This is a genomic window from Mycobacterium venezuelense, assembly GCF_054919535.1.
The window spans coordinates 14,439-40,565 of record NZ_JBONDW010000012.1 but is presented as its reverse complement, the minus strand read 5'-3'; the positions used below and the strand labels follow the sequence as shown (position 1 = coordinate 40,565).

General features: G+C 67.5%; 25 protein-coding genes. 12 read left to right on the top strand and 13 right to left on the bottom strand.

Going from position 1 to position 26,127, the window contains the following annotated elements; genetic code table 11:
- Nucleotides 1–3: 3 nt before the first annotated feature.
- A complete protein-coding gene (locus ACRCUN_RS20010) occupies nt 4–1,092 on the top strand; it encodes a hypothetical protein (RefSeq protein WP_462143501.1) in 1,089 nt (362 codons plus the stop codon).
- A gap of 12 nt (nt 1,093–1,104) precedes the next feature.
- On the opposite strand, the gene ACRCUN_RS20005 is transcribed toward ACRCUN_RS20010, so the two are convergent.
- From ACRCUN_RS20005 to ACRCUN_RS19995, 3 genes are all read right to left on the bottom strand, one after another.
- A complete protein-coding gene (locus tag ACRCUN_RS20005) occupies nt 1,105–2,466 on the bottom strand; it encodes an alpha/beta hydrolase (RefSeq protein ID WP_462143373.1) in 1,362 nt (453 codons plus the stop codon).
- Nucleotides 2,467–2,513: 47 nt separating this feature from the next.
- Entirely contained in the window at nt 2,514–5,828 is a 3,315-nt protein-coding gene (gene lysX / locus ACRCUN_RS20000; protein ID WP_462143372.1) for a bifunctional lysylphosphatidylglycerol synthetase/lysine--tRNA ligase LysX, read from the bottom strand.
- Between the two features lie 67 nt (nt 5,829–5,895).
- On the bottom strand, nt 5,896–6,255 hold the full coding sequence (locus ACRCUN_RS19995) for a DUF1844 domain-containing protein (protein ID WP_462143371.1): 360 nt from the start codon (nt 6,253–6,255) through the stop codon (nt 5,896–5,898).
- A 95-nt stretch (nt 6,256–6,350) separates the two neighbouring features.
- On the opposite strand from ACRCUN_RS19995, the gene ACRCUN_RS19990 reads away from it, so the two are divergent.
- The 7 genes from ACRCUN_RS19990 (at nt 6,351) to ACRCUN_RS19960 (ending at nt 10,453) form a co-directional block, all read left to right on the top strand.
- On the top strand, nt 6,351–6,806 hold the full coding sequence (locus ACRCUN_RS19990) for a helix-turn-helix domain-containing protein (RefSeq protein WP_462143370.1): 456 nt from the start codon (nt 6,351–6,353) through the stop codon (nt 6,804–6,806).
- Between the two features lie 141 nt (nt 6,807–6,947).
- Nucleotides 6,948–7,535, top strand: coding sequence for an RNA-guided endonuclease InsQ/TnpB family protein (locus tag ACRCUN_RS19985; RefSeq protein WP_462143369.1), 588 nt, complete (start codon nt 6,948–6,950; stop codon nt 7,533–7,535).
- Nucleotides 7,536–7,846: 311 nt separating this feature from the next.
- Entirely contained in the window at nt 7,847–8,446 is a 600-nt protein-coding gene (infC, locus tag ACRCUN_RS19980; protein WP_462143500.1) for a translation initiation factor IF-3, read from the top strand.
- Between the two features lie 23 nt (nt 8,447–8,469).
- A complete protein-coding gene (rpmI, locus tag ACRCUN_RS19975) occupies nt 8,470–8,664 on the top strand; it encodes a 50S ribosomal protein L35 (protein WP_067852730.1) in 195 nt (64 codons plus the stop codon).
- 40 nt (nt 8,665–8,704) lie between these two features.
- Nucleotides 8,705–9,094 (top strand): 50S ribosomal protein L20, encoded by a 390-nt coding sequence (gene rplT / locus ACRCUN_RS19970; protein WP_067852728.1) that lies wholly within the window; start codon nt 8,705–8,707, stop codon nt 9,092–9,094.
- Complete coding sequence (locus ACRCUN_RS19965) at nt 9,091–9,864, top strand: TrmH family RNA methyltransferase (protein ID WP_462143499.1); 774 nt, start codon at nt 9,091–9,093, stop codon at nt 9,862–9,864. The genes rplT and ACRCUN_RS19965 overlap by 4 nt, the downstream gene beginning before the upstream one ends.
- 151 nt (nt 9,865–10,015) lie before the next feature.
- Complete coding sequence (locus tag ACRCUN_RS19960) at nt 10,016–10,453, top strand: hemerythrin domain-containing protein (protein WP_462143368.1); 438 nt, start codon at nt 10,016–10,018, stop codon at nt 10,451–10,453.
- Here the strand turns inward: ACRCUN_RS19960 and ACRCUN_RS19955 are convergent.
- The gene (locus ACRCUN_RS19955; RefSeq protein ID WP_462143367.1) at nt 10,450–11,682 is read right to left on the bottom strand and encodes an acyl-CoA dehydrogenase family protein; all 1,233 of its coding nucleotides are present in this window, start codon (nt 11,680–11,682) and stop codon (nt 10,450–10,452) included. The genes ACRCUN_RS19960 and ACRCUN_RS19955 overlap by 4 nt on opposite strands.
- A gap of 9 nt (nt 11,683–11,691) precedes the next feature.
- Nucleotides 11,692–12,729, bottom strand: coding sequence for an oxygenase MpaB family protein (locus tag ACRCUN_RS19950; RefSeq protein WP_462143366.1), 1,038 nt, complete (start codon nt 12,727–12,729; stop codon nt 11,692–11,694).
- A 218-nt stretch (nt 12,730–12,947) separates the two neighbouring features.
- Between ACRCUN_RS19950 and ACRCUN_RS19945 the strand changes: the two genes are divergently transcribed.
- The 3 genes from ACRCUN_RS19945 to pheT are packed head-to-tail and all read left to right on the top strand — an operon-like array spanning nt 12,948 to nt 17,443.
- Nucleotides 12,948–13,859, top strand: a complete 912-nt coding sequence (locus tag ACRCUN_RS19945; RefSeq protein WP_462143365.1) for an adenylate/guanylate cyclase domain-containing protein — start codon at nt 12,948–12,950, stop codon at nt 13,857–13,859.
- A 60-nt stretch (nt 13,860–13,919) separates the two neighbouring features.
- Entirely contained in the window at nt 13,920–14,963 is a 1,044-nt protein-coding gene (pheS, locus tag ACRCUN_RS19940; RefSeq protein WP_462143364.1) for a phenylalanine--tRNA ligase subunit alpha, read from the top strand.
- Nucleotides 14,963–17,443: a phenylalanine--tRNA ligase subunit beta gene (pheT, locus tag ACRCUN_RS19935; protein ID WP_462143363.1), complete on the top strand. Its 2,481-nt coding sequence runs from the start codon at nt 14,963–14,965 to the stop codon at nt 17,441–17,443. The genes pheS and pheT overlap by 1 nt, the downstream gene beginning before the upstream one ends.
- Before the next feature lie 66 nt (nt 17,444–17,509).
- Here pheT and ACRCUN_RS19930 read toward each other — a convergent pair whose 3' ends face one another.
- Complete coding sequence (locus ACRCUN_RS19930) at nt 17,510–18,148, bottom strand: maleylpyruvate isomerase family mycothiol-dependent enzyme (RefSeq protein ID WP_462143362.1); 639 nt, start codon at nt 18,146–18,148, stop codon at nt 17,510–17,512.
- A gap of 48 nt (nt 18,149–18,196) precedes the next feature.
- On the opposite strand from ACRCUN_RS19930, the gene ACRCUN_RS19925 reads away from it, so the two are divergent.
- Nucleotides 18,197–19,111, top strand: a complete 915-nt coding sequence (locus ACRCUN_RS19925) for a MerR family transcriptional regulator (protein ID WP_462143361.1) — start codon at nt 18,197–18,199, stop codon at nt 19,109–19,111.
- Here the strand turns inward: ACRCUN_RS19925 and ACRCUN_RS19920 are convergent.
- From ACRCUN_RS19920 to ACRCUN_RS19890, 7 genes are read right to left on the bottom strand one after another with little or no spacing between them, the layout of a single operon-like run.
- Complete coding sequence (locus ACRCUN_RS19920; RefSeq protein WP_462143360.1) at nt 19,108–19,953, bottom strand: fumarylacetoacetate hydrolase family protein; 846 nt, start codon at nt 19,951–19,953, stop codon at nt 19,108–19,110. The genes ACRCUN_RS19925 and ACRCUN_RS19920 overlap by 4 nt on opposite strands.
- Nucleotides 19,954–19,988: 35 nt before the next feature.
- A complete protein-coding gene (locus ACRCUN_RS19915; RefSeq protein ID WP_462143359.1) occupies nt 19,989–20,777 on the bottom strand; it encodes an SDR family oxidoreductase in 789 nt (262 codons plus the stop codon).
- Between the two features lie 9 nt (nt 20,778–20,786).
- Nucleotides 20,787–21,680 (bottom strand): dihydrodipicolinate synthase family protein, encoded by an 894-nt coding sequence (locus ACRCUN_RS19910; RefSeq protein ID WP_462143358.1) that lies wholly within the window; start codon nt 21,678–21,680, stop codon nt 20,787–20,789.
- Nucleotides 21,677–22,894: an L-2-hydroxyglutarate dehydrogenase gene (gene lhgO, locus ACRCUN_RS19905; RefSeq protein ID WP_462143357.1), complete on the bottom strand. Its 1,218-nt coding sequence runs from the start codon at nt 22,892–22,894 to the stop codon at nt 21,677–21,679. Before lhgO ends, ACRCUN_RS19910 begins: the two co-directional genes overlap by 4 nt.
- On the bottom strand, nt 22,891–24,054 hold the full coding sequence (locus tag ACRCUN_RS19900) for a CaiB/BaiF CoA transferase family protein (protein ID WP_462143356.1): 1,164 nt from the start codon (nt 24,052–24,054) through the stop codon (nt 22,891–22,893). The genes lhgO and ACRCUN_RS19900 overlap by 4 nt, the downstream gene beginning before the upstream one ends.
- Nucleotides 24,051–24,551 carry an AbrB family transcriptional regulator gene (locus tag ACRCUN_RS19895; protein ID WP_462143355.1) on the bottom strand — a complete coding sequence of 167 codons (501 nt, stop codon included), beginning with the start codon at nt 24,549–24,551 and terminating at the stop codon, nt 24,051–24,053. Before ACRCUN_RS19895 ends, ACRCUN_RS19900 begins: the two co-directional genes overlap by 4 nt.
- Complete coding sequence (locus ACRCUN_RS19890; protein WP_462143354.1) at nt 24,551–26,125, bottom strand: tripartite tricarboxylate transporter permease; 1,575 nt, start codon at nt 26,123–26,125, stop codon at nt 24,551–24,553. Before ACRCUN_RS19890 ends, ACRCUN_RS19895 begins: the two co-directional genes overlap by 1 nt.
- Between the last annotated feature and the right edge of the window lie 2 nt (nt 26,126–26,127).

The window sequence follows — 26,127 nt, the reverse complement described above, 5'->3', positions numbered from 1 at the left end:
TCGATGACACTTCGCGTCGACTCCGGTCTGTGGTGCACGGGGTCGCTGTCGGTCCAGCCACCCCTTGTCGCGGTCCTCGAAGTCAGCGGGGCCGTGTTGTCCTGGACGGTGGATGCCGATCCGGCCGAACCGCCGGTGATCGCCTTCACCGATCCGCTTCGGGCCGACTGGCTTTGGCGGGTGATCGGGGAAGCCGGCCATGTCGCCGTCGTCGAGGCGCTGCAGTATCGCGATTCCGAGCAGCCACTCGAGCTGAACGGTGTCGCGGTGCGGCCGGGTTCGGCGGACGGGGCACGGCGACTGGCCCTCGGTCACTGGATGCGGCGTTGGTGGCCGGCCAGTGATCGCGACGGCATCGCGGCCCTCGACCGGGCCGTGCTGGACGCAGAGATCGCGCTGCTGACCGCGGCCGCCGAGGACTACTTCACCGACGACACCATCGACGCCGAGGTGACCGGCCTGCTGCGGCCTCACATGACCGTTCTGAATTCCATTGCGGCTCAAGTAGATCCGCGGATCTCCGCGATCGTGGAGGAGTGCCGCGACCTAGCTGCCGAAATCGGTCTGACCTGGGACACGGACACGGCCCCGGTGCGGCGCCGTGACGACTATGCTCTTGCGGCGGGCTCGGCCGGCGGATCAGCTGGGCGGGCTGCCATTGCCGGCGGAGTCGCGACCGTCAACTGGTCGGCGGTGCCGCCGGCCATCTTCGACGCAGCCGACGACACGGTCGACTGGTCTGTCGTCGCCACGCTCGGCACCGTGAACATCGTTGTCCACGTTGCTTTGTCGGGTCCGGGCCACGCGGCTGGAATCGAGATACGGGTCCGCTGCGGCGACTACCGCGGCACCGGGGTGCTCGACGACGCCGGACGCGCGATCCTGCCGGTGCTCGGCTCCGACGGGCAACCATTGACCGAAACCCAGGCCTGGAACGTCGACTGGTTGTCAGCCGATGTCCGGATCGGCGCCGGCGCCGCGGAATCCGCCTCGACCCGGGACCGGGTCCGAGCGCTCGCCATGGCCCGCCTCGCCACTCCGCGTGACGATGCCTACCTCGCCGAGATCCTGGCCGCCGAATCCGATTACTGAGCCTGGCTGCGGCTACTTCGCCGCGGTCTGCACGTACGCGGGCGAGGCCGGCTGGGCCGGTAGTCCGACCGCGGGCACCTGCGGGGTGCCGATGGCGCCGGCAAGCCAGGGCAGGGCGGCCGAGAACGCGCGGGTGGCGAACGGCCAGTCGTGAGTGCCGGGTTGGGTCACCACCGCACATGCGATGCCGTGTGCCGAGCCCAGTGCGCACAACGAGTCTGCGGCCTTGGCCTGGTCGTTGGACCGGCCCGCGGGTTTGATGGTCGCCTGCGAGTCGTTGACGTCGAACCACCCCGCCACGCCTTGATATTGGCCATGCCGGTTGATGACCGTCGTCGGATCGAACGCGTCCCACGCGGCGGCGTTGCCACCGAAGAGCCGCTCGATCGTCTGTGCCTTGGTACCTGAATTCGGTCCGAGGTCTCCGGCGATGTCGACGAACGCGCTGAAGAGGTCGGGATGCATGACCGCCAGATCGACCGCGCATGTGCCGCCCATCGACCAGCCGACGATGCCCCAGTTGGCCGCGGCCGGGCTCACCCCGTAGTGGGCATTCATATACGGCACGACGTCTTTGGTGAGGTGATCGGCGGCATTGCCGCGTGTGCCGTTCACGCATTCGGTGTCATTGTTGAATGTGCCGCCCGGATCGACGAAGACGAGCACCGGTGCGTATCCGTGGTGGGCGGCGGCGAATTCGTCCATGGTCTTGACGACGTTGCCCGCCCGCATCCAGTCGGCCGGGGTGTTGAACTCGCCGCCGATCATCATGACCGTCGGGAGTTTCGGTGGGGGATTGGTCCCGAACCACGCAGGCGGCAGATAGACGTACTCGCCTCGGTGCCGGAATCCCGATGCGGTGTTGGCGATCTCGACCGGCACCACCGTTCCCTTGGCCGGGATGGAGCCTTCCCTCTGCATGGCCGCGACGGTGACCTGATCGGTCTGGTCGGGCAGCGGTCCCGCCGTCAACTGGTTCCAGGCGGTCTGCACCCACGGGAAATACCCGACCCACAGGTTCAGCGCCAGCGCCGCGCACAACACGCTGAGCGGTATCGCCAAGGCCGAGGCGCCGCGCCGCCACCACCGGCTGCCGCGCCATCCCGCGGCCAGAACCACAACGGCCGCCCCGCTCACCGCGACCCATACCCAAAGCGACCGCGGCGCAGGGTTTCCCGCCAGCCCTTCACTCTGGATGTACCAGTAGGTGCCTGCCGCGAGGACACCGCCGACGAGTGCGGCCGCCGGGAGCCAGACGAGCTGCCAGCGCCAGGCGCGCCAGCCGATCGCGGCGATCAGGACCGCGACGGTGACGGCCTGCACTGTCGTCGGGACCCAGCCGTGCATCAGCGACAGATGGTGGTTGAAGGTCACCGGCTAATCGTGGCTGCCGATCCTTGTGGTCGGCTGTGAGGTTGCTGTCACCGCGGTTTGGCCAACGGGAACGGCAAGGTTTCGCGGATGCTGCGCCCGGTGATCAGCATGACCACGCGGTCCACGCCCATGCCGAGCCCGCCGGTCGGTGGCATCGCGTACTCCATGGCCTGCAGGAAGTCCTCGTCGAGTTCCATGGCTTCCGGATCGCCGCCCGCGGCAAGCAGCGATTGCTCCTGCAGCCGGCGGCGTTGTTCGACCGGGTCGGTGAGTTCGCTGTAGGCGGTGCCCAACTCGACACCCCAGGCCACCAGGTCCCACCGTTCGGCAACGCCGGGGATGCTGCGGTGCGGCCGGGTCAGCGGCGACACCGAGGTGGGGAAGTCCTTGTAGAACGTGGGCTCGGTGGTTTGGTCCTCGACGAGGTGCTCGTACATCTCCAGTACCACGGCACCGGCGTCCCAGTGCGTCAGATACGGAATGCCCGCCGAATCACACAGCCGGCGCAGGGTTGCGAGGTCGGTTTCTGCGGTGACGTGTTCGCCGAGCGCCTCCGATACGGCATCGTGCACGGTCTTGACGGCCCACTCGCCGGAGATGTCGACCGGTTGGAGAACGCCGTCTTCCCGAGGCCGCATGAAGACGTGCGCCCCGTTTGCGGCCTGCGCGGCGTTCTGGATGAGTTCGCGGCAGCCGTCGATCCATACGTTGTAGTCGGCATGGGCCTGATAGGCCTCCAGCAGGGTGAACTCGGGGTTGTGGCTGAAGTCCACGCCCTCGTTGCGGAACGCCCGGCCCAACTCGAAGACCCGCTCGACCCCGCCCACACAAAGCCGCTTGAGATAGAGCTCGGGCGCGATCCGTAGATACAGGTCCAGGTCGTAGGCGTTGATGTGGGTCAGGAAGGGCCTGGCGTTGGCGCCGCCGTGGATCTGCTGCAGGATCGGGGTCTCCACTTCGAGAAAGCCCTTGGCGTACAGCGTTTCCCGGATCGCGTGCAGCGCACCGCTGCGCGCCCGGATCAGGTCGCGGGCCTCGGTGTTGACGGCCAGGTCCACGTAACGGGCGCGCACCCGCGCCTCCTGGTCGGTCAGGCCCTTCCATTTGTCCGGCAGTGGCCGCAGGCATTTGCCGATCAACCGCCAGCTCGTCACGATCAGCGAGCGGGTGCCGTTACGGCTCATGCCCATCGATCCGGTGACCTCGACGAGGTCGCCCAGATCGATGGTCGCGGTGAAGTCCGCGGTGTTTCCGTCGGTGAGCCGCGAATTGTCAAGCAGGAGTTGCACTTCACCGGACCAGTCGCGCAACTGCGCGAACAGGACGCCACCGTAGTCGCGTACCCGGAGCACGCGACCGGCCACCGTGAGGGTCTCGCCGTCGGCGGTGTCGAGCGCGGCCTTGACGGTGTGGCTGGGAGCCTGGCCGACCGGATAGGCGTCGACACCCTTGTCCTGCAACGCCTTGAGCTTGGCCATACGCACCCGCACCTGTTCGGGCAGCCGCGGCGGCTCGGTGTCCTCGGTGACGTCGCCTTCGATTCCGTTCATGTCGGGCGCGCTGCCGTCGCGGTGCAACCGTCCGGACTGGAGCAGGTCGGCGGGCGCGGCGACGTGGTCGCCGGTGTGCTGCTTGTTGCGCCGGGAGAACGGCAGCACCAGGAAGCCCTCGGCGATCACCGACGCCACCCCGACCCGGGGGACGAGGCGGGCATCCTCGTAGCAGGCGTAGCGCGGCACCCATTCCGGCTGGTACTTCATGTTCGAGCGGTACAGCGTCTCGAGCTGCCACCACCGCGAGAAGAACACCAGCAGCCCGCGCCACAACCGGGCCACCGGCCCGGCGCCCAGCTGGGCACCTTGCTCGAAGGCCGACCGGAACATCGCGAAGTTGAGCGAAATGCGGCTGATCCCAATGTCTTCGGACTGCATGCACAGCTCGCTGACCATGAGTTCGATCGTGCCGTTGGGGGACTGCGGCGAGCGGCGCATGACGTCGAGCGACACACCGTTCGAGCCCCACGGCACCAACGACAGCATCGCGACCACCGCGTCTTGGTGCCCGTCGTTCTGGACGGCCTCGACCAGCAGGCAGTCACCGTCGGCGGGATCGCCGAGCCGGCCCAGCGCCATCGAGAAGCCGCGTTCGGTCTCGGTGTCGCGCCAGTCGTCGGCGCGTTTGATCACCTCGGCCATCTCGGCCTCGGACAGCTCGCGGTGCCGCCGGATCCGTACCGCGGCGCCGGCCCGGCGGGCGCGGGTCACGGCTTGGCGCACCGCGCGCATGTCGGGTCCCGACAGCCGGAAGTTCTCCGGGTGCAGGATGGCCTCGTCGCCGAGCTGCAACGCGTTGAGCCCGGCACCGCGAAACGCCTCGGCGGCGGTCGAGCTCGCACCCATCACGCCGGGTGCCCAACCGTACGTCTGGCACAACCGCAACCAGGCTTCGATGGCCTGGGGCCACGCCTTCGGATCGCCGACAGGGTCACCACTGGCAAGGCAGACCCCGATCTCGACGCGGTAGGTGATGGCGGCCCGGCCGTTCGGTGCGAACACCACGGACTTGTCGCGGCGGGTCGCGAAGTACCCGAGCGAATCGTTCTTCCCGTACAGCGTCAGCAGGCCGCGGATCGCCGATTCGTCCTCGCCGGTGAGCGCATTCGTGGCCCGCTGGGACTGGAACAGCACGATCGCCGCGGCGATCAACGCGAGTGCGCCGAACAGGCCGAAGATGTCGTTGAGGAACGTGTGCGAGTACCCCTCGAACACCTCGGTGGGTACGGTCGCGAAGCCGCTGACGCGGTTGATCGCGTATGGCAGCCGCCATTCCGGTGCCAGGGTGCCGGGAAACAGCTCAAGCAGGCCCCACGCCGCCAGGATGCCGATCGCCATCCCGGCCACGAGCACCACGGCCGACTTGAACAGCGCACCGCGGCGCACTTTCGCCCAGAACTGGTTGCGGGCCAGCACCAGGAACGCGATCGCCGCGACGTGGAACACCAGGCCGATCGATTCGCCCAAGTCTTCGGCAGCTGTGTTGCCGCCGCCCCAGATGTCGCCGAGATTCCAGCCGACGGCGCCCACCATGTAGAGCACCAGGATCCACCACGCGATGCGCTTGCGCGCCGCGAGCGCAGCGGCCAGCAGGGCCAGGACGAAGGCCCACGCGAAGCTCGTGTCGGGGAAGTTGAAGATGTAGTCGTTGACGAACTCCCGCGGCACCCTGATGATCCACCGCACCAACGGCGAGACGCTGGCGATCAGGGACAGGGTCGCGATGACGCCGACGGTCCAGCCCGCTGCCGCGGGAACCCAGGAGAACCTGGATGTCGGCCGCGTGGTGGCGCGGCTGATAACGGTCATACGCCGGGAGAATAGGCGCTCAACCCGCGAAAATGGTGGAGCTCACGCGGCCCCGGCGGGCAACCGGCTACCAGACCGGGCCGGTGTACTTCTCGCCGGGGCCTTTCCCCGGTTCGTCCGGGGCGGCGCTGGCTTCGCGGAACGCCAGTTGCAGGCTCTTGAGGCCATCGCGCACCGGCCCAGCGTGTGGCCCCAAATACTCGGCCGATGCGGTAACCAGACCTGCGAGCGCGGTGATCAGCCGGCGTGCTTCGTCGAGATCGCGGTGCGGGCTGTCGTCGGGATCCTCGGCGGACAGTCCGATCTTCTCGGCCGCTGCGCTCATCAACATGACCGCCGCCCGGGTGATCACCTCGACGGCGGGAACATCGGCCAGGTCACGAATGGCGGGGCCGTCCAGATCGTCTGCGTTATTCGCATCGGTCATCGAAGATTGCGGCGCGCTTCCCGTGACTAGTGCCGGGAACCGGACACCGTCTCTCCTTTCAAAAGCGTGTCGGTGGTGGGCGATATGTTGCCACCATGTCGCGATACCGGTTGCTTCCCACGGCTGAGCAAGCTGTGGTGCTGGTTGAGCATTGTCGCCATGCCCGGTATGTGTGGAATCTAGCTGTTGAACAGCAGCTTCATTGGCAGCCGGGACGCCACGCCCCTCGCTACATCGAACAGTGTGCACAATTGACCGCAGCCCGTGCGGAGTACGACTGGTTGGCGGCTGGTTCGCAGACAGTACAACAGCAGGCGCTTCGGGACTTTGCTCAGGCCATGCGGAACTTCTTCGGTGGAACCCACCGCCGGCAGACCTGGCGCAAAGCCGGGATGCATGAGGGGTTTCGACAGGTCGGCGTAAAGCCCCATCATGTCGAGCGGGTGAATGGCCGGTTCGGGCAGGTGTGGATACCGAAGATCGGCTGGGTGCGGTTTCGTCTGTCGCGCCCGGTTCCCGGTTGGTATGAAATCTTATCGGGTGAAACGTGATCGAGCTGGCCGCTGGCATATCGCATTCGCCGCCGTCCCGGATCCGATTACCGGTCCGAATGACGGCTCTGTGGTCGGTATTGATCGCGGCATCGCAGTGTCGGTGGCCTATCGACCGGGGAGCTACTGTGCGCCCCAGACTTGAGCCCTGGTGAGCGCAGGCGGTTACGGGTGTTGCAGAAGCCACTGGCCCGAGCCAAGCGTGGTTCAAAGCGGCGCGCCCGCACCAAGCGAGCGATCGCCAAGTTGAGTGCGCGCGAGAAAGACCGCCGGAAGGACTGGGTGGAAAAGACCACCACGGATATTGCGCGGCGCTTCGATGTAATACGGATCGAGGCACTTGACGTGCGGGCAATGACCCGTCGCACACGGGGAACCTCCAAGCACCCCGGTGTTTGGCGAGCTCAGAAGCGCGGTCTCAACCGGGCCATCCGCAGGAGTGGCTGGGGGATGTTGGCTTTGCGTTTGCAGCACAAGGCATCCGGTCGGGTAGAGCAGGTACCTGCTGCCTACACGTCTCAGCGATGCTCTGAGTGTGGGCACGTCGCTCCTGAAAACCGCAAGAGTCAAGCGGTGTTCGAGTGCGAAGCCTGCGATGCGGGGCCGCGTGACGCCGACGTGAACGCTGCATGCAATATCGCCGCCGGGCGGGCGGTGACAGCACGGGGAGACCTCGGCGTTAGCCGGTCCGGGAACCGTGAACCTCAACTCTGCCCTCCTGCGGCATAGACCGCGGGCGAGGTTGGTGGTTGGAATCCCTCGGCGTGGGCCGAGGGAGGACGTCAAGCCTGATAGACTGTCATGCGCGACCGTCCCGGCGTACGCCAGGGACAGCAAGTGGAGTCCCACTCCCACCGTTGACCACACCGGTTCAGCGGTCCGGTCACCAGCATCCACGATGCTGGTTCTGCGTTTCAGCGCAGGCGGCGCGAGCTGTGATCGGTCGGCATTGGGCCCTGCTTTGAGCAGGGCTTTTCTGTTCTATGAGCAGAAGGTGCGGATGGGGTAGGTCTCCTCGACAGACCAACATAGGAGGCCCCATCAGCACTGAGACCCGCGTCAACGAGCGCATCCGTGTACCCGAAGTCCGCCTGATTGGACCAGGCGGTGAGCAGGTAGGCATCGTGCGCATCGAAGACGCCCTCCGCGTCGCCGCGGATGCCGATCTCGACCTTGTCGAAGTTGCCCCGGACGCCAAGCCGCCCGTGTGCAAGATCATGGATTACGGCAAGTTCAAGTACGAGACGGCACAGAAGGCACGCGAGTCTCGCAAGAACCAGCAGCAGACCGTCGTCAAGGAACAGAAGCTGCGTCCCAAGATCGACCCGCACGATTACGAGACCAAAAAGGGTCACGTGATCCGCTTCCTGGAGGCGGGGTCGAAGGTCAAGGTGACGATCATGTTCCGCGGACGTGAGCAGTCGCGGCCCGAACTGGGTTTCCGGCTCCTGCAGCGCCTGGGCGCCGACGTCGCCGATTACGGCTTCATCGAGACGTCCGCCAAGCAGGACGGCCGCAACATGACGATGGTGCTGGCCCCGCATCGCGGCGCGAAGACTCGCGCCAAGGCGGCGGAGCAGGCCGAGCGCCCAGTCGCGCAGCAGGCCACCCCCGAAGAGCCAGACGTATCGCAGAACTAGATTCACAAGAGAACTGAGGATTCATGCCCAAGGCAAAGACCCACAGCGGTGCCTCCAAGCGGTTCCGCCGCACCGGTACCGGCAAGATCGTGCGGCAGAAGGCCAACCGTCGCCACCTGCTCGAGCACAAGCCCAGCAAGCGCACGCGCCGTCTGGACGGCCGCACAGTCGTCGCGACGAACGACAACGGCCGCATCAACAAGATGCTCAACGGCTAAGTACCGCCCGCTATCCGACGAACGAGAATAGGAACATTCCATGGCACGCGTGAAGCGCGCACTCAACGCCCAGAAGAAGCGGCGCACAGTACTGAAGGCATCCAAGGGCTACCGCGGCCAGCGGTCCCGGCTGTACCGCAAAGCCAAAGAGCAGCAGCTGCATTCGCTGACCTACGCCTACCGGGACCGCCGGGCCCGTAAGGGCGAGTTCCGCAAGCTGTGGATCTCGCGGATCAACGCCGCCGCCCGCGCCAACGACATCACCTACAACCGCCTGATCCAGGGCCTCAAGGCCGCTGGTATCGAGGTGGACCGCAAGAACCTCGCCGAGATCGCCGTGAGCGACCCGACCGCGTTCGCCGCGCTGGTCGAGGCCGCCAAGGCCGCTCTGCCCGAGGACGTCAATGCGCCTTCGGGAGAAGCCGCCTGACGCTCACCGAGCGTTCTGCCCGGGTGGCGGCTGCGGTCAAGCTGCATCGCCACGTCGGGCGCCGCCGCGCCGCACGTTTCCTTGCCGAGGGACCCAACCTCGTCGAGGCAGCGTTGCGGCGCGGACTCGTTTCCGAGGTGTTCGCCACCGAATCGGCCCTGGACCGGTTCGGCGCGATGCTCGACGGTGCCACGGTGGAGTTGGTCACGGAGCGTGCGGCGAAAGCCTTGTCGGACACCGTGACTCCGGTGGGGCTTGTTGCCGTGTGCCGCCTCCCCGACGTGTCACTCGACGACGTGCTGGCCGGCGCGCCTCGGTTGATCGCGGTACCCGTACAGATCTCCGAGCCGGGCAACGCAGGCACCCTGATCCGGGTCGCGGACGCGATGGGCGCCGCCGCGGTCGTGTTGGCGGGCAACAGTGTCGACCCATACAACAGCAAGTGCCTGCGCGCCTCGGCAGGCAGCATCTTCTCGATCCCGGTGGTCAGCGAATCCGATGAGGCAGGCGCGGTGCAGCGGCTGCGTGCCGCCGGATTGCAGGTGCTCGCCACCACCGTCGACGGCGAGGTCGATCTCGACCACGCGGATCTGGCCACGCCGACCGCTTGGTTGTTCGGGCCCGAAGCGCACGGCCTGCCAAGCGAACTCGCCGCGATGGCCGACCACCGCGTGCACATCCCGATGCCCGGCCATGCCGAAAGTCTGAACATCGCGTCGGCGGCATCGATCTGCCTGTATCAGAGCGCGCGCGCCTCTCGGGCCGACTAGCTCCTTTCGCGTATGTAGCGCTGCGGCGATCTTCGCCCCGGTTTTCCGCCACAGCGCTTCCCGCGTGGAGGCCGACGGCCGGTCTAAGGTCGTTGGACACGCCCAGATCGCCGAAGGACGAGCCATGTGCCAGTACTGCGGATGCCGTGACATGCCACTGCTGCGTGATTACATCGCCGAGCACGAGCGCGCGGTCGATCACGGTCGCGAAGCGGTACGAGCACTCGACCGGGGTGAGATCGGGCGGGCCCGCGAGCGCCTCACCGCGATGTTCGACGAGTTGCGTTCCCATTGGCGGGGCGAGGAGAACGGCTTGTTCTCGGTGATGCATCGCGAGGAGCTCTACGCGCAGCACATCGACCCGTTGGTCGCCGAACACCGCGAACTGGCTGCGTTTCTGGAGACCGTGGACCTGTCCGATGCGGACGATCAGGACCGCGTGCGCATGGCTGTCGAGGAACTGTACGAGCACATCGCGAAGGAAGAGGACGGACTCTTCCCGGCCTCGCTCACCGCGCTCGACGGTGCCGATTGGGACGCGGCCATGGCCGGGTGGCGCGAGGCGCACCCCGGCCAGCGCATGATCTAGCTCAGCAGACCCCTTGCGACGTGGGTGATCTGAACTTCGTTGCTGCCGGCGTAGATCATCAACGATTTGGCGTCGCGGGCAAGCTGTTCGACCCGGTACTCGGTCATGTAGCCGTTGCCGCCGAACAACTGCACCGCATCCATCGCCACGTCGGTGGCCGCCTGCGAGCAGTACCACTTGATCGCCGACGCCTCGGCCAACGAGATCTGCTGACCGCTCTGCGCTGACTCGATGACGCGGAACAGCATGTTGCGCACGTTCATCCGGGCCACTTCCATGTTGGCCAGCTTGAGCTGGATCAGCTGGAACTGGCCGATCTCCTGGCCCCACAGCGTGCGGCTCTTGGCGTAGTCCACGCTCAACCGCAGGCACTCCTCGATGACGCCGAGCGCCATGGCGGCCACGCCGATGCGTTCGGCGGAGAAGCTGGACCTGGCGCTTTCCCGGCCGTCGCCGGATTCGTTGTCCTCGGTCTCGCCCAGCAGCCGGTCGCGGCCCAGCCGGACGTTGTTGAAGAACAGCTCGCCGGTGCGGGAGCTGTGAATGCCCATCTTGCGGAACGGCTTCGACTGCACGAAGCCCTCCATGCCCTTGTCGAGGACGAACGTGAGCACCTTGCGGCCGCGCTTGTCCGCGCCGTCGCCCTCGTCCAGCTTTGCGTAGACCACCACGACGTCGGCGTCGGGGCCGTTGGTGATGAACGTCTTCTGTCCGTTGAGGATGTAATCATCACCGTCGCGGACCACATAGGACTTCATGCCGCCGAATGCGTCCGAACCGGAGTCGGGCTCGGTGATCGCCCATGCGCCGATCTTCTCGTAGGTCACCAGGCCGGGCAGCCACCGTTCCTGCTGTGCCAGCGTTCCGCGGCTCTGAATGGTCGGCACCGTCAGCCCCAGGCTCACGCCCATGCCGGTCACCAGGCCCATCGACACCCGGCACAATTCGCTGATCAACACGAAACCCATGCCTGCCGATGCGCTGCCGCCGCCGAACATCCCACCGCCGCCCGAGGACGGCTTGCCGCCCTCCCGCAGCCGGGCCAGCCGCTTGTCGAGCGCCTCCTTGGCCATCGCGTCGATTCCGAAGGCTGCGAACAACTTTCGGACGAGGGGGTAGGGCTCCATCTCGCCGCTCTCGAGCTCGTCGAGGTGCGGGCGGATTTCCTTGTCCACGAATTCGCGTACGGCGTCGCGCACGGCGATGTCGACGTCTGACCAATCAAGCATTCCGCTACCTTATGCCGCGGAATTGCGGCGTGGTGCGGGCCGTCGGGCGGGCCGCAGCGCGGGCAGCGAAAACGTCGTGTGCACCAGCGATCCCGCCCGGTCCAGCAGGGTCTTGCGCTGCGGCACATAGTGCATGGGCAACCCCCACCGATCGCGCGGCGGTGCCATGAAGCCAGGCGCCTCGACCAGCGGGGCGTCGGCCGGCAGCCGCCCGGCCGCCCTGCGGTAAGCCGAGATCGCTCGCGGATGCAGTCTGATCTCGTCCGGTACCGCGACGAACGCGAGCTCGACCATCTTGCCGAATATCCGCAGCAGCACCTCGTCCCCGGGGGTCCAGCGCATGCCGGCCTTTTCGCGTACCGCGGGGTCGAAGAGTCCGGCGGCGATCCAGCGTTGCGCTCCCACCAGAGGTTTGAACAACTGGTCCCAGACCGGCGTCGGCATCAGCACGAACCACGGCTTGGGGATGCGGATACTGAAGATGTCGAGCGTGGCGCGGTTGATCTCCAGTTCGTCGCGGCACTTCGCGTCCCAGTACTCCTGGAATTCCTCCCAGGTGCCCGGCACCGGACGCATGCTCATGCCGTACATGCGGTACCACTGCACGTGTTCGTCGAACAGCTGGCGTTTCTCGGCCTCCGTGAGGCCTCCGCAGAAGTATTCGGCGGTCTTGATGATGAGCATGAAGAACGTGGCGTGCGCCCAGTAGAACGTGTCTGGGTTCAGGGCGTGGTATCGCCTACCCTTGGCGTCAACGCCCTTGATCGTGGTGTGAAAGCCCTTGATCTGCGCGCCGGTCTGCGCCGCCCGTTGGCCGTCGTAGACCACACCCATGATCGGGTACACCGACCTGGCCACGCGCTGCAGTGGTTCGCGCAGCAAAATCGAGTGGTCTTCGACACCGGCGCCCAGTTCGGGATACATGTTCTGGATGGCGCCGATCCACACGCCGAGCATCCCGGTGCGCAGATCGCCGAAATACTTCCAGGTCAGAGAATCCGGTCCAAGTGGTTCGTCGCTGTCGTCGGTTGTCGCTCTCGTGGTCATCGCGTCCTCATTGACTCGTCATGACGTGTATCACAGTTGAGGCCAACGATAGTGATGACAACGGTCGTTGTCTACGACGGCGCGGCGCAGTGTTATCGCCCGGAAATTGTGTTGCTGCGCCGCCGTGACCAGCACCCTTGCCGTGCTTGCGGCGGGTGTGAGCAAACCCGGCGCGGGCGTCATTGCCGGTCGGTCCCAAAGCCACTTACGCTGACGCTGTGAATGGCGAATCGTTCGATGAACGATCCGGCCGAGTCGGGGAAATCGAGGAGCTGCCGCAGGGCCGCCCGGTCCAGCCGCGTGGTCTGCCCGGACCGTTGGGGTGGCTGCAGCGCACGAATCACAGCCCCGCCGTGATCGGCATGGTGCGACGCGTGCGCAGGGCTCTGCCTGGTGACCCGGATTTCGGCGATCCGCTGTCGGCCGCGGGGAACGGCGGGCCGCGGGTCGCGGCCCGCGTGGCCGACCGTTTGCTCGATCGTGGCGCCGCGTCCCGGGAAGTAAGTCTGGGCGCACTGCAGGTGTGGCAGGCGCTCACCGAGCGGGTCTCGGGTGTCCCGCCCAACCCAGAGGTGACCCTGGTCTTCACTGATCTCGTCGGGTTCTCGACGTGGTCGCTGAAGGCCGGCGACGATGCCACTCTGCGTTTGCTGCGGCGCGTCGCCCAATTTGTCGAGCCGCCGTTGCTGGAGTCCGGGGGCCACATCGTCAAGCGCATGGGCGACGGCATGATGGCGGTGTTCTCCGACCCGGAGACCGCGCTGCGTGCGGTGCTGATCGCGCTGGATGCACTGGCCGTCGTCGATGTCGACGGCTACACGCCCCGCATGCGGGTCGGTATGCACACCGGCCGGCCACAGCGCCTCGGGTCTGATTGGCTCGGCATCGACGTCAACATCACCGCACGGGTGATGGAGCGCGCCGCGAAAGGTGGTCTGCTGGTGTCGCACACCACCTTGGAGTCGATCTCCGAGGACCGGCTCGCCGCATTGGGCGTCACGGTCAAACGTGAACGGCGCCCGATGTTCTCGCCGCGGCCGGAAGGGGTCCCTGACGATCTCGTGATGTACCGCATCAGAACCGCGAGGCAACTGCCTGGTGGAGCCGAGAAGGAAGCGCCTGAGGCGTAGCCGTTTCACGGCGCCGAAACGCATTCGAGGGCCCATCGGCGCATCGCCTATGATCGCCGGGTGGCTCAGCAGCCCAGTGATCTCTCCGAAGAAGCCCTGACCAAAGCTGTCAGTGCGGCCCGGCATGCCTTCGATCTGGCCGGTGACCTCGACGCGTTGGCGCGCGCCAAAACCGAGCACCTCGGTGACCGCGCGCCCATCGCACTGGCCCGCCAGGCGCTGGCGTCGTTGCCCAAGACCGACCGCGCCGACGCCGGCAAACGCGTCAACGTTGCTCGTGGCGAAGCTCAGCGCGCCTATGACGAACGGTTGGCCGTGCTGCGCGCCGAACGTGACGCGGCGGTGCTCGTCGCCGAGCGCATCGACGTCACACTGCCGTCGACGCGTCAGCCGATCGGTGCCAGGCACCCGATCACGATCCTGGCCGAGAACGTCGCCGACACCTTCGTGGCGATGGGTTGGGAGTTGGCCGAGGGTCCCGAGGTCGAGACCGAACAGTTCAACTTCGACGCGTTGAACTTCCCGCCGGACCATCCGGCTCGCAGTGAGCAGGACACGTTCCAGATCGCGCCGGACGGCTCACGTCAGGTGCTGCGTACCCACACGTCGCCGGTGCAGATCCGGGCGCTGCTCGAGCGCGAGCTGCCCGTCTACATCGTCTCGATCGGCCGGACGTTCCGCACCGACGAACTGGACTCCACGCACACCCCGGTGTTCCACCAGGTCGAGGGTCTCGCGGTGGACAAAGGCCTGACGATGGCACATCTGCGCGGCACCCTTGACGCCTTCGCGCGGGCCCAGTTCGGGCCGCAGGGCCGCACCCGCTTCCGTCCGCACTTCTTCCCGTTCACCGAGCCGTCGGCCGAGGTGGACATCTGGTTCCCCAACAAGAAGGGCGGACCGGGCTGGGTCGAATGGGGCGGGTGCGGCATGGTGAATCCGAATGTGTTGCGGGCATGCGGCATCGACCCCGATGTCTACTCCGGCTTCGCGTTCGGCATGGGATTGGAGCGAACCCTGCAGTTCCGCAACGGTATTCCTGACATGCGTGACATGGTCGAGGGCGACGTCCGGTTCTCGCTGCCGTTCGGGGTGGGCGCCTGATGCGCATTCCCTACAGCTGGCTGCGTGACGTCGTCCGCGCCGGGGCGCCGGGCTGGGACGTCTCGGCCGAGGAGCTCGAGCAGACGTTCATCCGGATCGGGCACGAGGTCGAGGAGATCATCCCGATCGGCCCGGTGAGCGGTCCGCTGACCATCGGCCGGGTGGCCGAGATCGAGGAGCTCACCGAGTTCAAGAAGCCGATCCGGGCCTGCAAGGTCGATGTGGGTGAAGCTGAGCTTCGCGACATCGTCTGTGGTGCAACGAACTTCGCCGTCGACGATCTCGTGGTGGTGGCGCTGCCGGGAACCACCTTGCCCGGTGACTTCACGATCGGGTCGCGCAAAACCTACGGCCGGCTTTCTGACGGCATGATCTGCTCGTCGGCCGAGATGAACCTCGGCGTCGACCATTCCGGCATCCTCGTGCTGCCGCCAGGTACGGCCGAACCCGGCACGCCTGCCGCCGACGTCCTGGGACTCGACGATGTGGTGTTCCACCTCGCGATCACCCCGGACCGCGGCTACTGCCTGTCCGTGCGCGGTCTGGCCCGCGAGATTGCGTGCGCCTACGACCTCGACTACGTCGACCCGGCCGACGTCGCGCCGCTGCCCGTCGAGGGCGAAGCGTGGCCGCTGACCGTTCAACCCGGCACGGGCGTGCAGCGGTTCGGTTTGCGGCCGGTCACGGGGATCGATCCGGCCGCGGTGTCGCCGTGGTGGATGCAGCGGCGGCTGCTGCTCAGCGGCATCCGCGCCATCTCGCCTGCGGTCGACGTGACCAACTACGTCATGCTCGAACTCGGCCATCCGATGCACGCCCACGACAGCAGCCTCATCACCGGCGGCTTCGACGTGCGGTTCGCCCGCGACGGCGAGAAGGTCGTGACGCTCGACGACGTCGAGCGCACCCTGAACTCCGGCGATGTCCTGATCGTCGACGACGTCGCGACCGCCGCGATCGGCGGGGTGATGGGTGCGGGCACGACCGAGGTGCGCGAGACCACCACCGACGTGCTGCTTGAGGCCGCGGTGTGGGATCCGGCCGCGGTGTCGCGCACCCAACGCCGCCTGCATCTGGCGAGTGAGGCGGGCCGGCGCTACGAACGTTCCGTCGATCCGGCGATATCCGTTGCGGCACTGGATCGTTGCGCGACCCTGCTGGCCGGCATCGCCGGCGGCACCGTGCAGCCGAAGCTGACCGACTGGCGCGACGGCGACCGTGCCGATTGGTCACATCCGGCCATCGACATCCCCGCCGACCTGCCCGACCGCACGGCCGGCGTCGAGTACGCCGCGGGAACCACCGCGCGGCGGCTGACCCAGATCGGTGCGGCGGTGACGGGTGCCGATCCGTTGACGGTCACCCCGCCGAGCTGGCGGCCCGACTTGCGCCAGCGCGCCGACCTGGTCGAGGAGGTGCTGCGGCTGGAGGGGCTGGAGATCATCCCGTCGGTGCTGCCGACGGCTCCCGCCGGGCGTGGCCTCACGCCGGTCCAGAAGCGCCGCCGCGCCATCGGAAAGTCGCTCGCGCTGGCTGGATTCGTCGAGATCCTCCCGACACCGTTCCTGCCTGCCGGGGTGTTCGACGCGTGGGGGCTCGCGGCCGACGATCCGCGGCGCACCACCACCAACGTCCTCAACCCGCTTGAGGCCGACCGTCCGCAGCTGGCCACCACGCTGCTGCCCGGACTGCTTGAGGCGTTGGGGCGCAACGTGTCCCGTGGTACCGCAGATGTCGCGCTGTTCGCGATCGCGCAGGTGGTCGAGCCGACCGAGCAGACCAGGGCCGTCGAGCTCATCCCGACCGACCGCAGGCCGACCGACGAGGAGATCGCCGGACTGGACGCGTCATTGCCGCGCCAGCCGCAACATGTCGCCGCGGTGCTCACCGGCCTGCGCGAACCCGCGGGCCCGTGGGGGCCCGGCCGTCCGGTCGAGGCCGCCGACGCGTTCGAGGCCGTGCGCGTGATCGGCCGCGCCGCAGGCATCGAGCTCACGTTGCGTGCGGCGCAGGAATTGCCGTGGCATCCGGGCCGGTGCGCGGAGGTGCTCGTCGGCGATACGCCCGTCGGCTATGCGGGGCAGCTGCATCCCGCGGTGGTCGAGCGGACCGGCTTGCCCAAGGGCACGTGTGCGGTCGAACTCGACCTCGACGCCATCCCGATCACGGAAACCCTGCCCGCGCCGTCGGTCTCGCCGTTCCCCGCGGTGTTCCAGGACATCAGCATGATCGTCGAGGATGGGGTTGCAGCCGCGGCAGTCGTCGACGCCGTCCGCGACGGGGCGGGTGAGCTGCTGGAGGATGTCCGGCTGTTCGACGTCTATACCGGCCCGCAGATCGGGGAGGGTCGTAAATCGCTCACGCTCGCACTGCGGTTCCGGGCCGCCGATCGCACGCTCACCGAGGATGAGGCCAGTGCTGCCCGCGATGCGGCAGCGGCCGCGGCGGCCGACCGCGTCGGCGCGGTGCTGAGGGGCTGAGTTTCGCGCCGAATTCTCCTGCGCGAGCAGACGCTCCGGTACCGTTGTGTGCGCTTTCGCGGGTACCTAGGTGTCTGCTCGGCGCAGCAATTCGACGCCTTCGCCGGTGAGATGCGGCATGGCTGCCGAGTCGCGACCGGTCGCCAGCATGAGCAGCGCCGAAACCGGCCCCTCGATGAGCGGGCCGGTGCCTGCGGCCCATTCGGCGTCGACCGCGCACAACCGGTAGGGCGCCAATCGCTTGGCGGCGTGGAATGGGAATCGCGGATTCCAGACGCGTTCGAGCGCCAGGTGCGCTGCCGCGGTGGGCATTTCGTGACGTAGGTCGAGCGGCACCGCGATGTCCTGACCATGTACGAGCAGGTCCATCAGCCGATCCGCGGGTGTGGTGCCGATCGCGGTGAAGCTTGACCCGATCGAGTCGCGCAGCTCGCTCAGCAGCTCGCGGTCATCGGTTCGTGACGCGTGGCGTATTGCGGTTTCGCACACCATCCGATTGATGCTGCCTCGGGCACGCAACACGTTGACGAGGATTCGCCCGACGCCGGCCTTGGTCGAGAGCACCACGTGGGCGACGACATCGCGGATCTGCCACTGCTCGCACAGGCTGGCGTGGCGCCACTGTGGTGCCGTGAGTTGTTCAAGGAGATGCTGCAGGTTGCGTCGTTCGGTGTCGACGGCCCGCCAGATGTCGTCGGTGTTCATACGGCCTACGCTAGGAACTCCAGTAGGGTGGAGGATCAAGGGACTGTGATGCGCATCACAACCATCGGAGAGCTGTCGCGGCTGACCGGTGTGCCCGTGCGGACCATCCGGTACTACTGCGATGAAGGCATCCTTGAGTCACGTCGAAGTCCAGGCGGGCACCGAGTATTCGATGCCAGCGCCGTCGAGTCGCTCGTCCTGGTGCGGCAGCTGCGGGCACTCGGTCTCGGCCTGAACATCATCGTCGACGTTCTGGCGGGCCGGGTCTCGATCGGTGAGGCGGCGATGGTCGAGCGGGCCGCGCTCGACGGCGAGCTGGCCATCCTGGCCTGGCGGCGCGCGTCATTGGCGGCGGTCGAACATGCCGCCCCGCACGATCGGTCCGCGCGGCTGCAACTCCTGTCCACCGTGCAGGGCGGACGCGGCGGGTACGACGTACTCATCGACTTCTGGCGGCGGCTGTTCGCCGGAGCGACCTCGCGGGAGATGTTCGACGAATTCGTGGACATGACTGTGCCGCAACCACCGGCCGAGCCGACTCCCGTCAACGTGCTCGCGTACGCCGAACTGGTCGCGCTCGCGCAACGACCGATGTTGAGCGATGCTATGGCGCAACAACTCTGGAGGTTCGATCCGACCCGCATCGCCGATCGCCGAGGGCTGCTCACTGGAATCGCCGAGGCGTGCGATATGGCACTGCCCTTGGTGATCTCCGGCCGACCGCCGTCGGACGGCCCGGCGGTGGACCGGTTCGTCGATGCCCACGCCAGCGCCCGTCGCGAAAAGGACACTCCGGGCTTTCGGCTGGCTCTTGCCGACAACGCGGGTGCCGACGAGGATCCCCTCATCCGGCGGTACTGGTGTTTGGTGGCCGAGATCGCCGGGGAGGTGACCACCGTCGGCTCGCTCCAACGGTGGATCTACGACGCGCTGCGCGGTTACCGCGCGGACGCGGACCGCTAACCCACCGGGTTGGTCAGCGACGCGAGCCCGTCGCCCAGCTCGCAGCGCACGACGTCGCCAGGCGCGATGCCGACCGCACCCGGTGTGCCGGTCGAGAGGATGTCGCCCGGATAGAACGGCATGACCTGGCTGTGGAAGCTGAGAAGCTCGGCGGGGGAGAACGTCATCCCCGACACGGTGTCCTCGCGATGCACCGCGCCGTTGTGAATAGTTGCGACGCGGAGCTTTTCGAGCGGGCCGTGGGCGAGCACCTCGTCAAGCGTGATGAGGTCCGGGCCGAACGCGAAGAACGACGGATAGTTCTTGACCCTGGTCAGGTAGCGCGGGTTCTCCAGCAGGATCCCCTCGGCAGTCTGGTCGAGCACCGCCACCACGCCGGCGACATACGACATCGCATCCTCGACGCTGACTTGGTAGCACGGCTTTCCGATCACCAGCCCCAGTTCGGCTTCCGAGGTCACCTTTCCGATGCCAGGCGGCACCACGATCGGATCTCCTGGGCCGACGATGGTGTGGTCGCCTTTCAGGAACGACGCGGGCGAGGTGCGGGGTGCCTGCTCGCCGAGATCGCCTGCGTGCGCGCCGTAGTTGAGCCCGATGCCGAGGATTTTGCGCGGCCGGGTCCACGGCGCGAGCACCGGCGAATCCGCTGCGACGCACGCGTCGTCGGACACTCCGGCGGCAACCGCCGCGGTCAGCGCCTCAAGGCTGTCGGTCTCCAGCAACGCCAGGAGGTCGGCGGGGGCGCCGGGCAACACCTTGTCGACGCGCGCGTGACGCCCATCGGCCAGTGCAACACGCGCGATCGGGTGGTTATCGAGTAGGACAGTGCGCAGACGCATGAAACTCCTATGAAAGTTGTTGTGATACTGAAAGATCAGGCGACGCTACGGATCAGTCCGCCGTCGACGCGCAGAATCGTGCCGGTGATGTAGGACGCCCGGTCGCTGCACAGGAACGCCGCGGCGTCGGCGTACTCGTCGGGCCTGCCGTACCGGCCCAGCGCCATCGTGGCGGCGCTGTCGCGGGCCACGTCCTCGACGCTGCGCTGTTCGCGCTCGGCACGGCGTTCGTCGAGGAACCGGGTGCGATCGGTGGCGATCCGGCCCGGCACGATGACATTGCTGGTGATGCCGTCACGACCGACTTCGTCGGCAAGCGTCTTGGACCACGCGTGCAGGCTGGCCCGCAGCGTATTGGACAGCCCGAGATTCGGAATCGGGCTCAGCGCACCCGATGACGTCGAGGTCAAGACGCGGCCCCAGCCACGTTCACGCATCCCGGGCAGAACCCGGTCGGTGAGCGCGATGACGGCCAGCACCATCTTCTCGAAGCTGTCGACCCACGTACCGGCGTCCTGCCCGGCCACCGGTGTCGGCGGTGGGCCACCGGTGTTGTTGACGAGGATGTCGACCGGGCCGAGCGTGCGCTCGACCTCCGCGACAGTCGGCTCCATGCGGTCGCGCTCACCGAGATCCCACACGAGCGGAAGGGCTTTGGCGCCCGCCTGCTCGATGCGGGCCGCGGTGGCCGCGAGTGCGTCGGCCGAACGTCCCGTGACCGCGACGTTGGCGCCTTCCTCCGCGAGCCGAACCGCGATCGCGCCGCCCAGCCCGCCGCTTGCGCCGAGCACGAGCGCGGTGCGTCCGGCGATTCCAAGATCCATGAATACTCCTCAGCGCTGTGCGTGGTGGGGCAGGGTGGCCAGGTGTTGATCGAGCAGGCCGACGAGCGACGCGGGTAGCGGCATCGCGGGGCGGCGCACCCGGCTGCCCGCGATCACGCCGCGCCGCCGCAGCACTTCCTTGCGGATGGCAAGCCCGACGCGCAGTTGCCCCTCGAAATTGGCGAGCGGTAGCCACGGTGCGAAAACCTCGCGCGCAGCGGGAAATCCGCCGTCCCGATACGCGCGCAACACCTCGGCGAGGACTGCCGGGTGGCTGAAACCGGTCATCGCACCCGCCGATCCGGCCGCGAGCTCGTCCAGCAGCCCGACGCCGCCGAGGCCGCCGAACACCGGCACGTCGAGCCGAGGCGCCAGGTGGGCGATCGCGGCCGAGGTCGGCGGGGTTTCGGATTTCACGCCGACCGCGAACGGGCAGGCCCGCACGAGTGCGACCAGCTGCTCATCGGTGACCCGCACGCCCGACACGACAGGGTAGTCCTGAACGAGCACGCCGATGCCGGTCGCTTCGTACAGATTGCGCAGCGATTCGGCGGCGACGGCCGGGTTGGGGTCGCCGATCTGAGCCATCACCGCGACGGGGGGACGCGGGACCGCCGCGAGCAACCGTTGCGCCTGCGCGACAACGGCATCCGGATCGCGTTCGGACAGCCCGAGCACATAGGGCAGGTCAGTCGAGGTGGCGACGGTCCGCGCGACCGCGTCGGCCTCCGCCGGTTGCAGCGATGCCGCCTCGCCGAACACGCCGAGCGAGACCAGTCCGTCGCACCCGTCGCAGGCAAACGATGCGACCTCGTTGCGCAACGATTCGAGGTCGATGTCGAGATGATCGTCGAACGGGGTGGCCAGAACTCCCCACAGGCCTTGTGTAAGAGCCGTTTTCACGTTTCGCTTCCCAGTGTGCCGACGACGTGTTCGGCGATCGCGAGCGCCGAGGTCGCCGCGGGGGACGGGGCGTTGCGCAGCACCACGATGCGGTCGCGGACGCTGATCCGGAAGTCGTCGACGAGGCCGCCGTCGGAGTCGAGTGCCTGTGCGCGGATACCGGCAGTGCCCGCCACGACGTCGTCATCGGCCAGTTCGGGGACGTAAGCCCGGGCAGCCGCGACGAACCGCCGCTTGCTCAGCGAGCCGTACATCTCGCGGATACCGGTGCGCCAGTGCTGGCGTGCGAAGCGCCAGAACGCGGGTGTGCGGGCCACCCCGGCCAGATCCGAGACCGACACGTTCTTCCAGGTGTAGCCCTCCCGAGCAAGGGCGAGAACGGCATTCGGACCGATCAGCACCTCGCCGTCCACGCGCGGTGTCACATGCACGCCAAGGAACGGGTATCGCGGATCGGGCACCGGATACACGAGCCCGTTGACCAACCCGCGGCGTTCCGGTTTGAGTGCGTAGTACTCGCCGCGGAACGGCATGATCACCGGATCCGGCCCGTCGCCTGCCATTTCGGCCAACCGGTCACTCTGCAACCCGCCACATGCGATCACCCGGTCGAACGCGGCCTCATCGGTGCCACCTCCGGTCCGGACGGTGATCACGACCTCGGCACCGGTGGCCCGCATGCCGATGACCTCGTGGCCGAGCAGGATCTTCGCCCCGGCGCCGACGGCGTCCGCCGCGAGCGCCTGGGTCACCTCGGCGAAGTCCACGATCGACGTGGACGGCGAATGCAGCGCGGCGACACCCCGCACGTGGGGCTCGAGTTCGCGTAGCTCGGCAGGGCCGATGACCCGGATTCCTGGCACGCCGTTGGCGCGGGCGCGGTCCTCGATATCGGCGAGCCGGGCGCGTTCGACGTCGTTGAGCGCGACAAGCACCTTGCCGCAGGCGATCCGGCGGATTCCGCGCTGCGCGCAGTACTCCTCGAGCAGGCCGACGCCGCGACGGCACAACAGCGCCTTCGCCGAACCGGGCTGGTAATACAGCCCGGCGTGGACCACACCACTGTTGCGGCCGGTCTGATGCGACGCGAGGCGGTCCTCTTTCTCGAAAACCGTGACCTCGACGTCGGGCCGGCGCTGCAGGAGCTCACGCGCGACGGCCACCCCGACAATGCCGCCGCCGACCACTGCGACCCGCTGGGGGCTCGGACTCATCGGGCACCTCCCGCAGGGGCGTATCCGGCGAACACCGCATCCTGGTCGGCGCCGAGTTCCGGTGGCGCGTCGCGGCGGGGCTCGTGATGGTCGGACAGCGTGAGCGGCGACGCGGGCATGTCGATGTCACCCAGCGTCGGGTGTGTCAACGTCGTGACCATCGACGCCCGGACCTGCTCCCAGTCGTAGACCTCCGGCACGGTGCGGATGCGGCCCGCGGGCACACCCGCGGCGTCCAGTGCGGCGAGGACGTCGTCGGCGTGACGGTCGGCCAGCAGCGTGTCGATCTCCTTCTGCAGTTCGTCGGCCCGGCTGACCCGGTCGACGTTGGTCGCGATGTCCGGCCGGGCGGCGTCGAGACCAACGATCGGCGCGAATTTGCGCCACAACGCCTCTGAGCCGACAGCGATCACGATATCGGCATCGGCGCAGCCGAACACCCCGTACGGCGCGATGGACGGGTGACGGTTACCGGTGAGCACCGGCTCGACGCCCGCGGCAAGCCAGCCCACGCCGTGGAACACGTGCACGCCGACGACGGCGGCCAGCAACGAGGTCTCGACATGCTGCCCGCGGCCCGTGCGCTCGCGAGCCCGAAGGGCCGTCATCACGCCGAAGGCACCGAACAGGCCGGCGAGCAGGTCGGCGATCGGGATGCCCACGCGCTGCGGCGGCCCACCGGGCCGGCCCGTCAGCGTCATGAGGCCGCCCTCGGCCTGCACGATCTGGTCGAAGCCGGGTCGGTTGCCATCGGGCCCGCCCTTGCCGAACCCGGTGATCGACAACGTGACCAGCCGCGGGTTGAGCTCGCGCAGACCCTCCAGACCGAGCCCCAAGCGGTCCAGCACGCCGGGCCGGTAGTTCTCGACGAGCACGTCGGCCTGTGAGACGAGCCACCGCAGGCGGTCGGCGTCCTCGGCCGTCTTGAGGTCGAGCACCACCGACCGCTTGTTGCGGTTGGCGCTCATGTAGTACGCCGACTCCCGGTGGCCGTTGCGGTCGACGTAAGGCAACCAGCCGCGGCTGTCATCACCACCGGGCGGCTCGACCTTGATCACATCGGCGCCGGCGTCAGCCATCATCATGGTCGCGTAGGGGCCGGCCAGCGCTCGGCTGAGATCCACGACCCGGATATCGGCAAGCGGTCGACGTTTCGTCACCCGCGTCCTCCCATCAATTTCAGGCCGACCGACATGAGCACGATCACCGAGGTGATCCGCAGTACGTGCACGGTCAGCACGATCGGAACATTTGCGCCCGCACCGGCCGACAACGCACCCATCTGGGCGATGCCGCCGGGTGCGGTGGCCAGTAGTGCGGTCATCGAGTCGAACGGGGTGAACTTCCACAACAGCAGTGCCGCAACCAAACCGAACACCAGGAAGGCCACGACCGTCAGGACGATCGGCACCACCGCCGCACGAAGCTGCGTCAGCGTCTCGTGCGTGACGCCGGTCCCGAGCAGCCAGCCGAGAAGCACGTAGACGATCCACTTGCCTGCTGCCGGTATCTCGAACGCCGAGGTGCTGAGGATGTTGACGAGTGCGACTCCCACCATGGCGCCGAGCAGCGGTGCGGCAGGCAGGTGCAACAGTGTGGCCACCGCCGCACCCACCACGGCCGCGGTCGCCGTGAGCAGGAGTGTGCCGAGATTCATCACACGTGTTCCCGCTCGTTGTCGGCGCGCGCGTCCTCGACCTTGCCGGCTCGGCGCTTTGCCGAAACCAATTGCAGCGCACCCTGACTGGCGCGGCGCAACGGATCCTTGATCAGCGGGATCATGAACAGGAACACGATGAAGCACAGGATGGCCAGCGACGTGCCGCGCTGCACGAAGACATCGAGGCTGCCGCCCGATATCACCATCGTCTGCCGCAGCGACTCCTCGGCAAGGGGACCGAGTACCAGCGCGATGACCAGGGCGGCCGGGGACAGACCGTAGATCCGCATGAAGAACCCGAGCACGCCGCACACCAACATGATCTGAACGTCGAGCAGGCTCTTGTTCACCGCGAACGTGCCGAGCACGCACAGCACGATTACGATCGGGCCGAGGATCCGGAACGGCACCCGCGCGATGCTGGCGAAGCCCGGGATGCAGAACACGTTGACCAGCAACAGCATCACGTTGCCGAGGAACATGCTCGCGATCAGGCCCCAGGCGAATTCGGGATTCTGCTCCATGAGCAGGGGGCCGGGCTGCAGACCCCACATCAGGAACCCGCCGAGCAGGATTGCCGTCGCGCCGCCGCCCGGGATGCCCAGGGTCAACAGCGGCACCATGGCGCCCGACGATGCGGCGTTGTTTGCGGCCTCTGGGCCGACGAGGCCCGGCAGCGCGCCCTTACCGAACTTGCTCGGCGTCCGCGAGACCGATTTCTCGACGTTGTAGGACATCAGCGAGGCCACCGTCGCACCGGCGCCTGGGGTGACGCCGACGCCGAATCCCAGGAACGAACCGCGCAGCGTGGGGCCGACGGACTCGCGGATGTCTTTGCGGTTGGGCCAGAAGGCTCGGCTTCGTGCCGATACGCCGAAGAAGTCGAGCTTCTCCAGATGCCCGCCCCGCCACAACGTGTGCAGCACCTCGCCGACCGCGAACAGCCCGATCGCCACGGGGATGAAGTCGACACCGTTGATCAGGTCCACCGCACCGAACGTGTAGCGCTGCTCGCCGCCGCCGATGTCGACGCCGATGGTGCCGATCGCGAAACCGATCAGCGCCGACAAGGCCCCGAGCAGTTTGTTGCCCCGCAGGATCACGATGACGGTGAGCAGACCCGCCAGCACGATCAGGAAGTACTCCGGCGGGCCGAAGGTCTTGGCGAAGTCGGCGGTGATCGGTGCGGCGAAGGCGATCAGCACCGCCCCGATCGTTCCCGCGACGAACGACGCCAGCGCGGCCATCACCAGCGCCGGCCCGGCGCGCCCCTGTTTCGCAAGTGGATATCCGTCGAATGTGCTTGCCACCGTGGCTGATTCGCCAGGTGTGTTGATGAGCACGGACGTGATCGTTCCGCCGTACATGGCGCCGTAGTAGACGGCGGCCAGCATCACTATCGCGCCGGTCGGGTCGAGGCCGAAGGTCACCGGCAACAGGATCGCGAGCCCCGCCGACGGTCCCACCCCGGGGATGACGCCGACGATCATGCCGATCAGCACACCGCCGAGCAGCAACAGCATGTTTTGCAGCGTCAGCAGTGTCGCGATGCCGGTCATCAAATCAGACATGT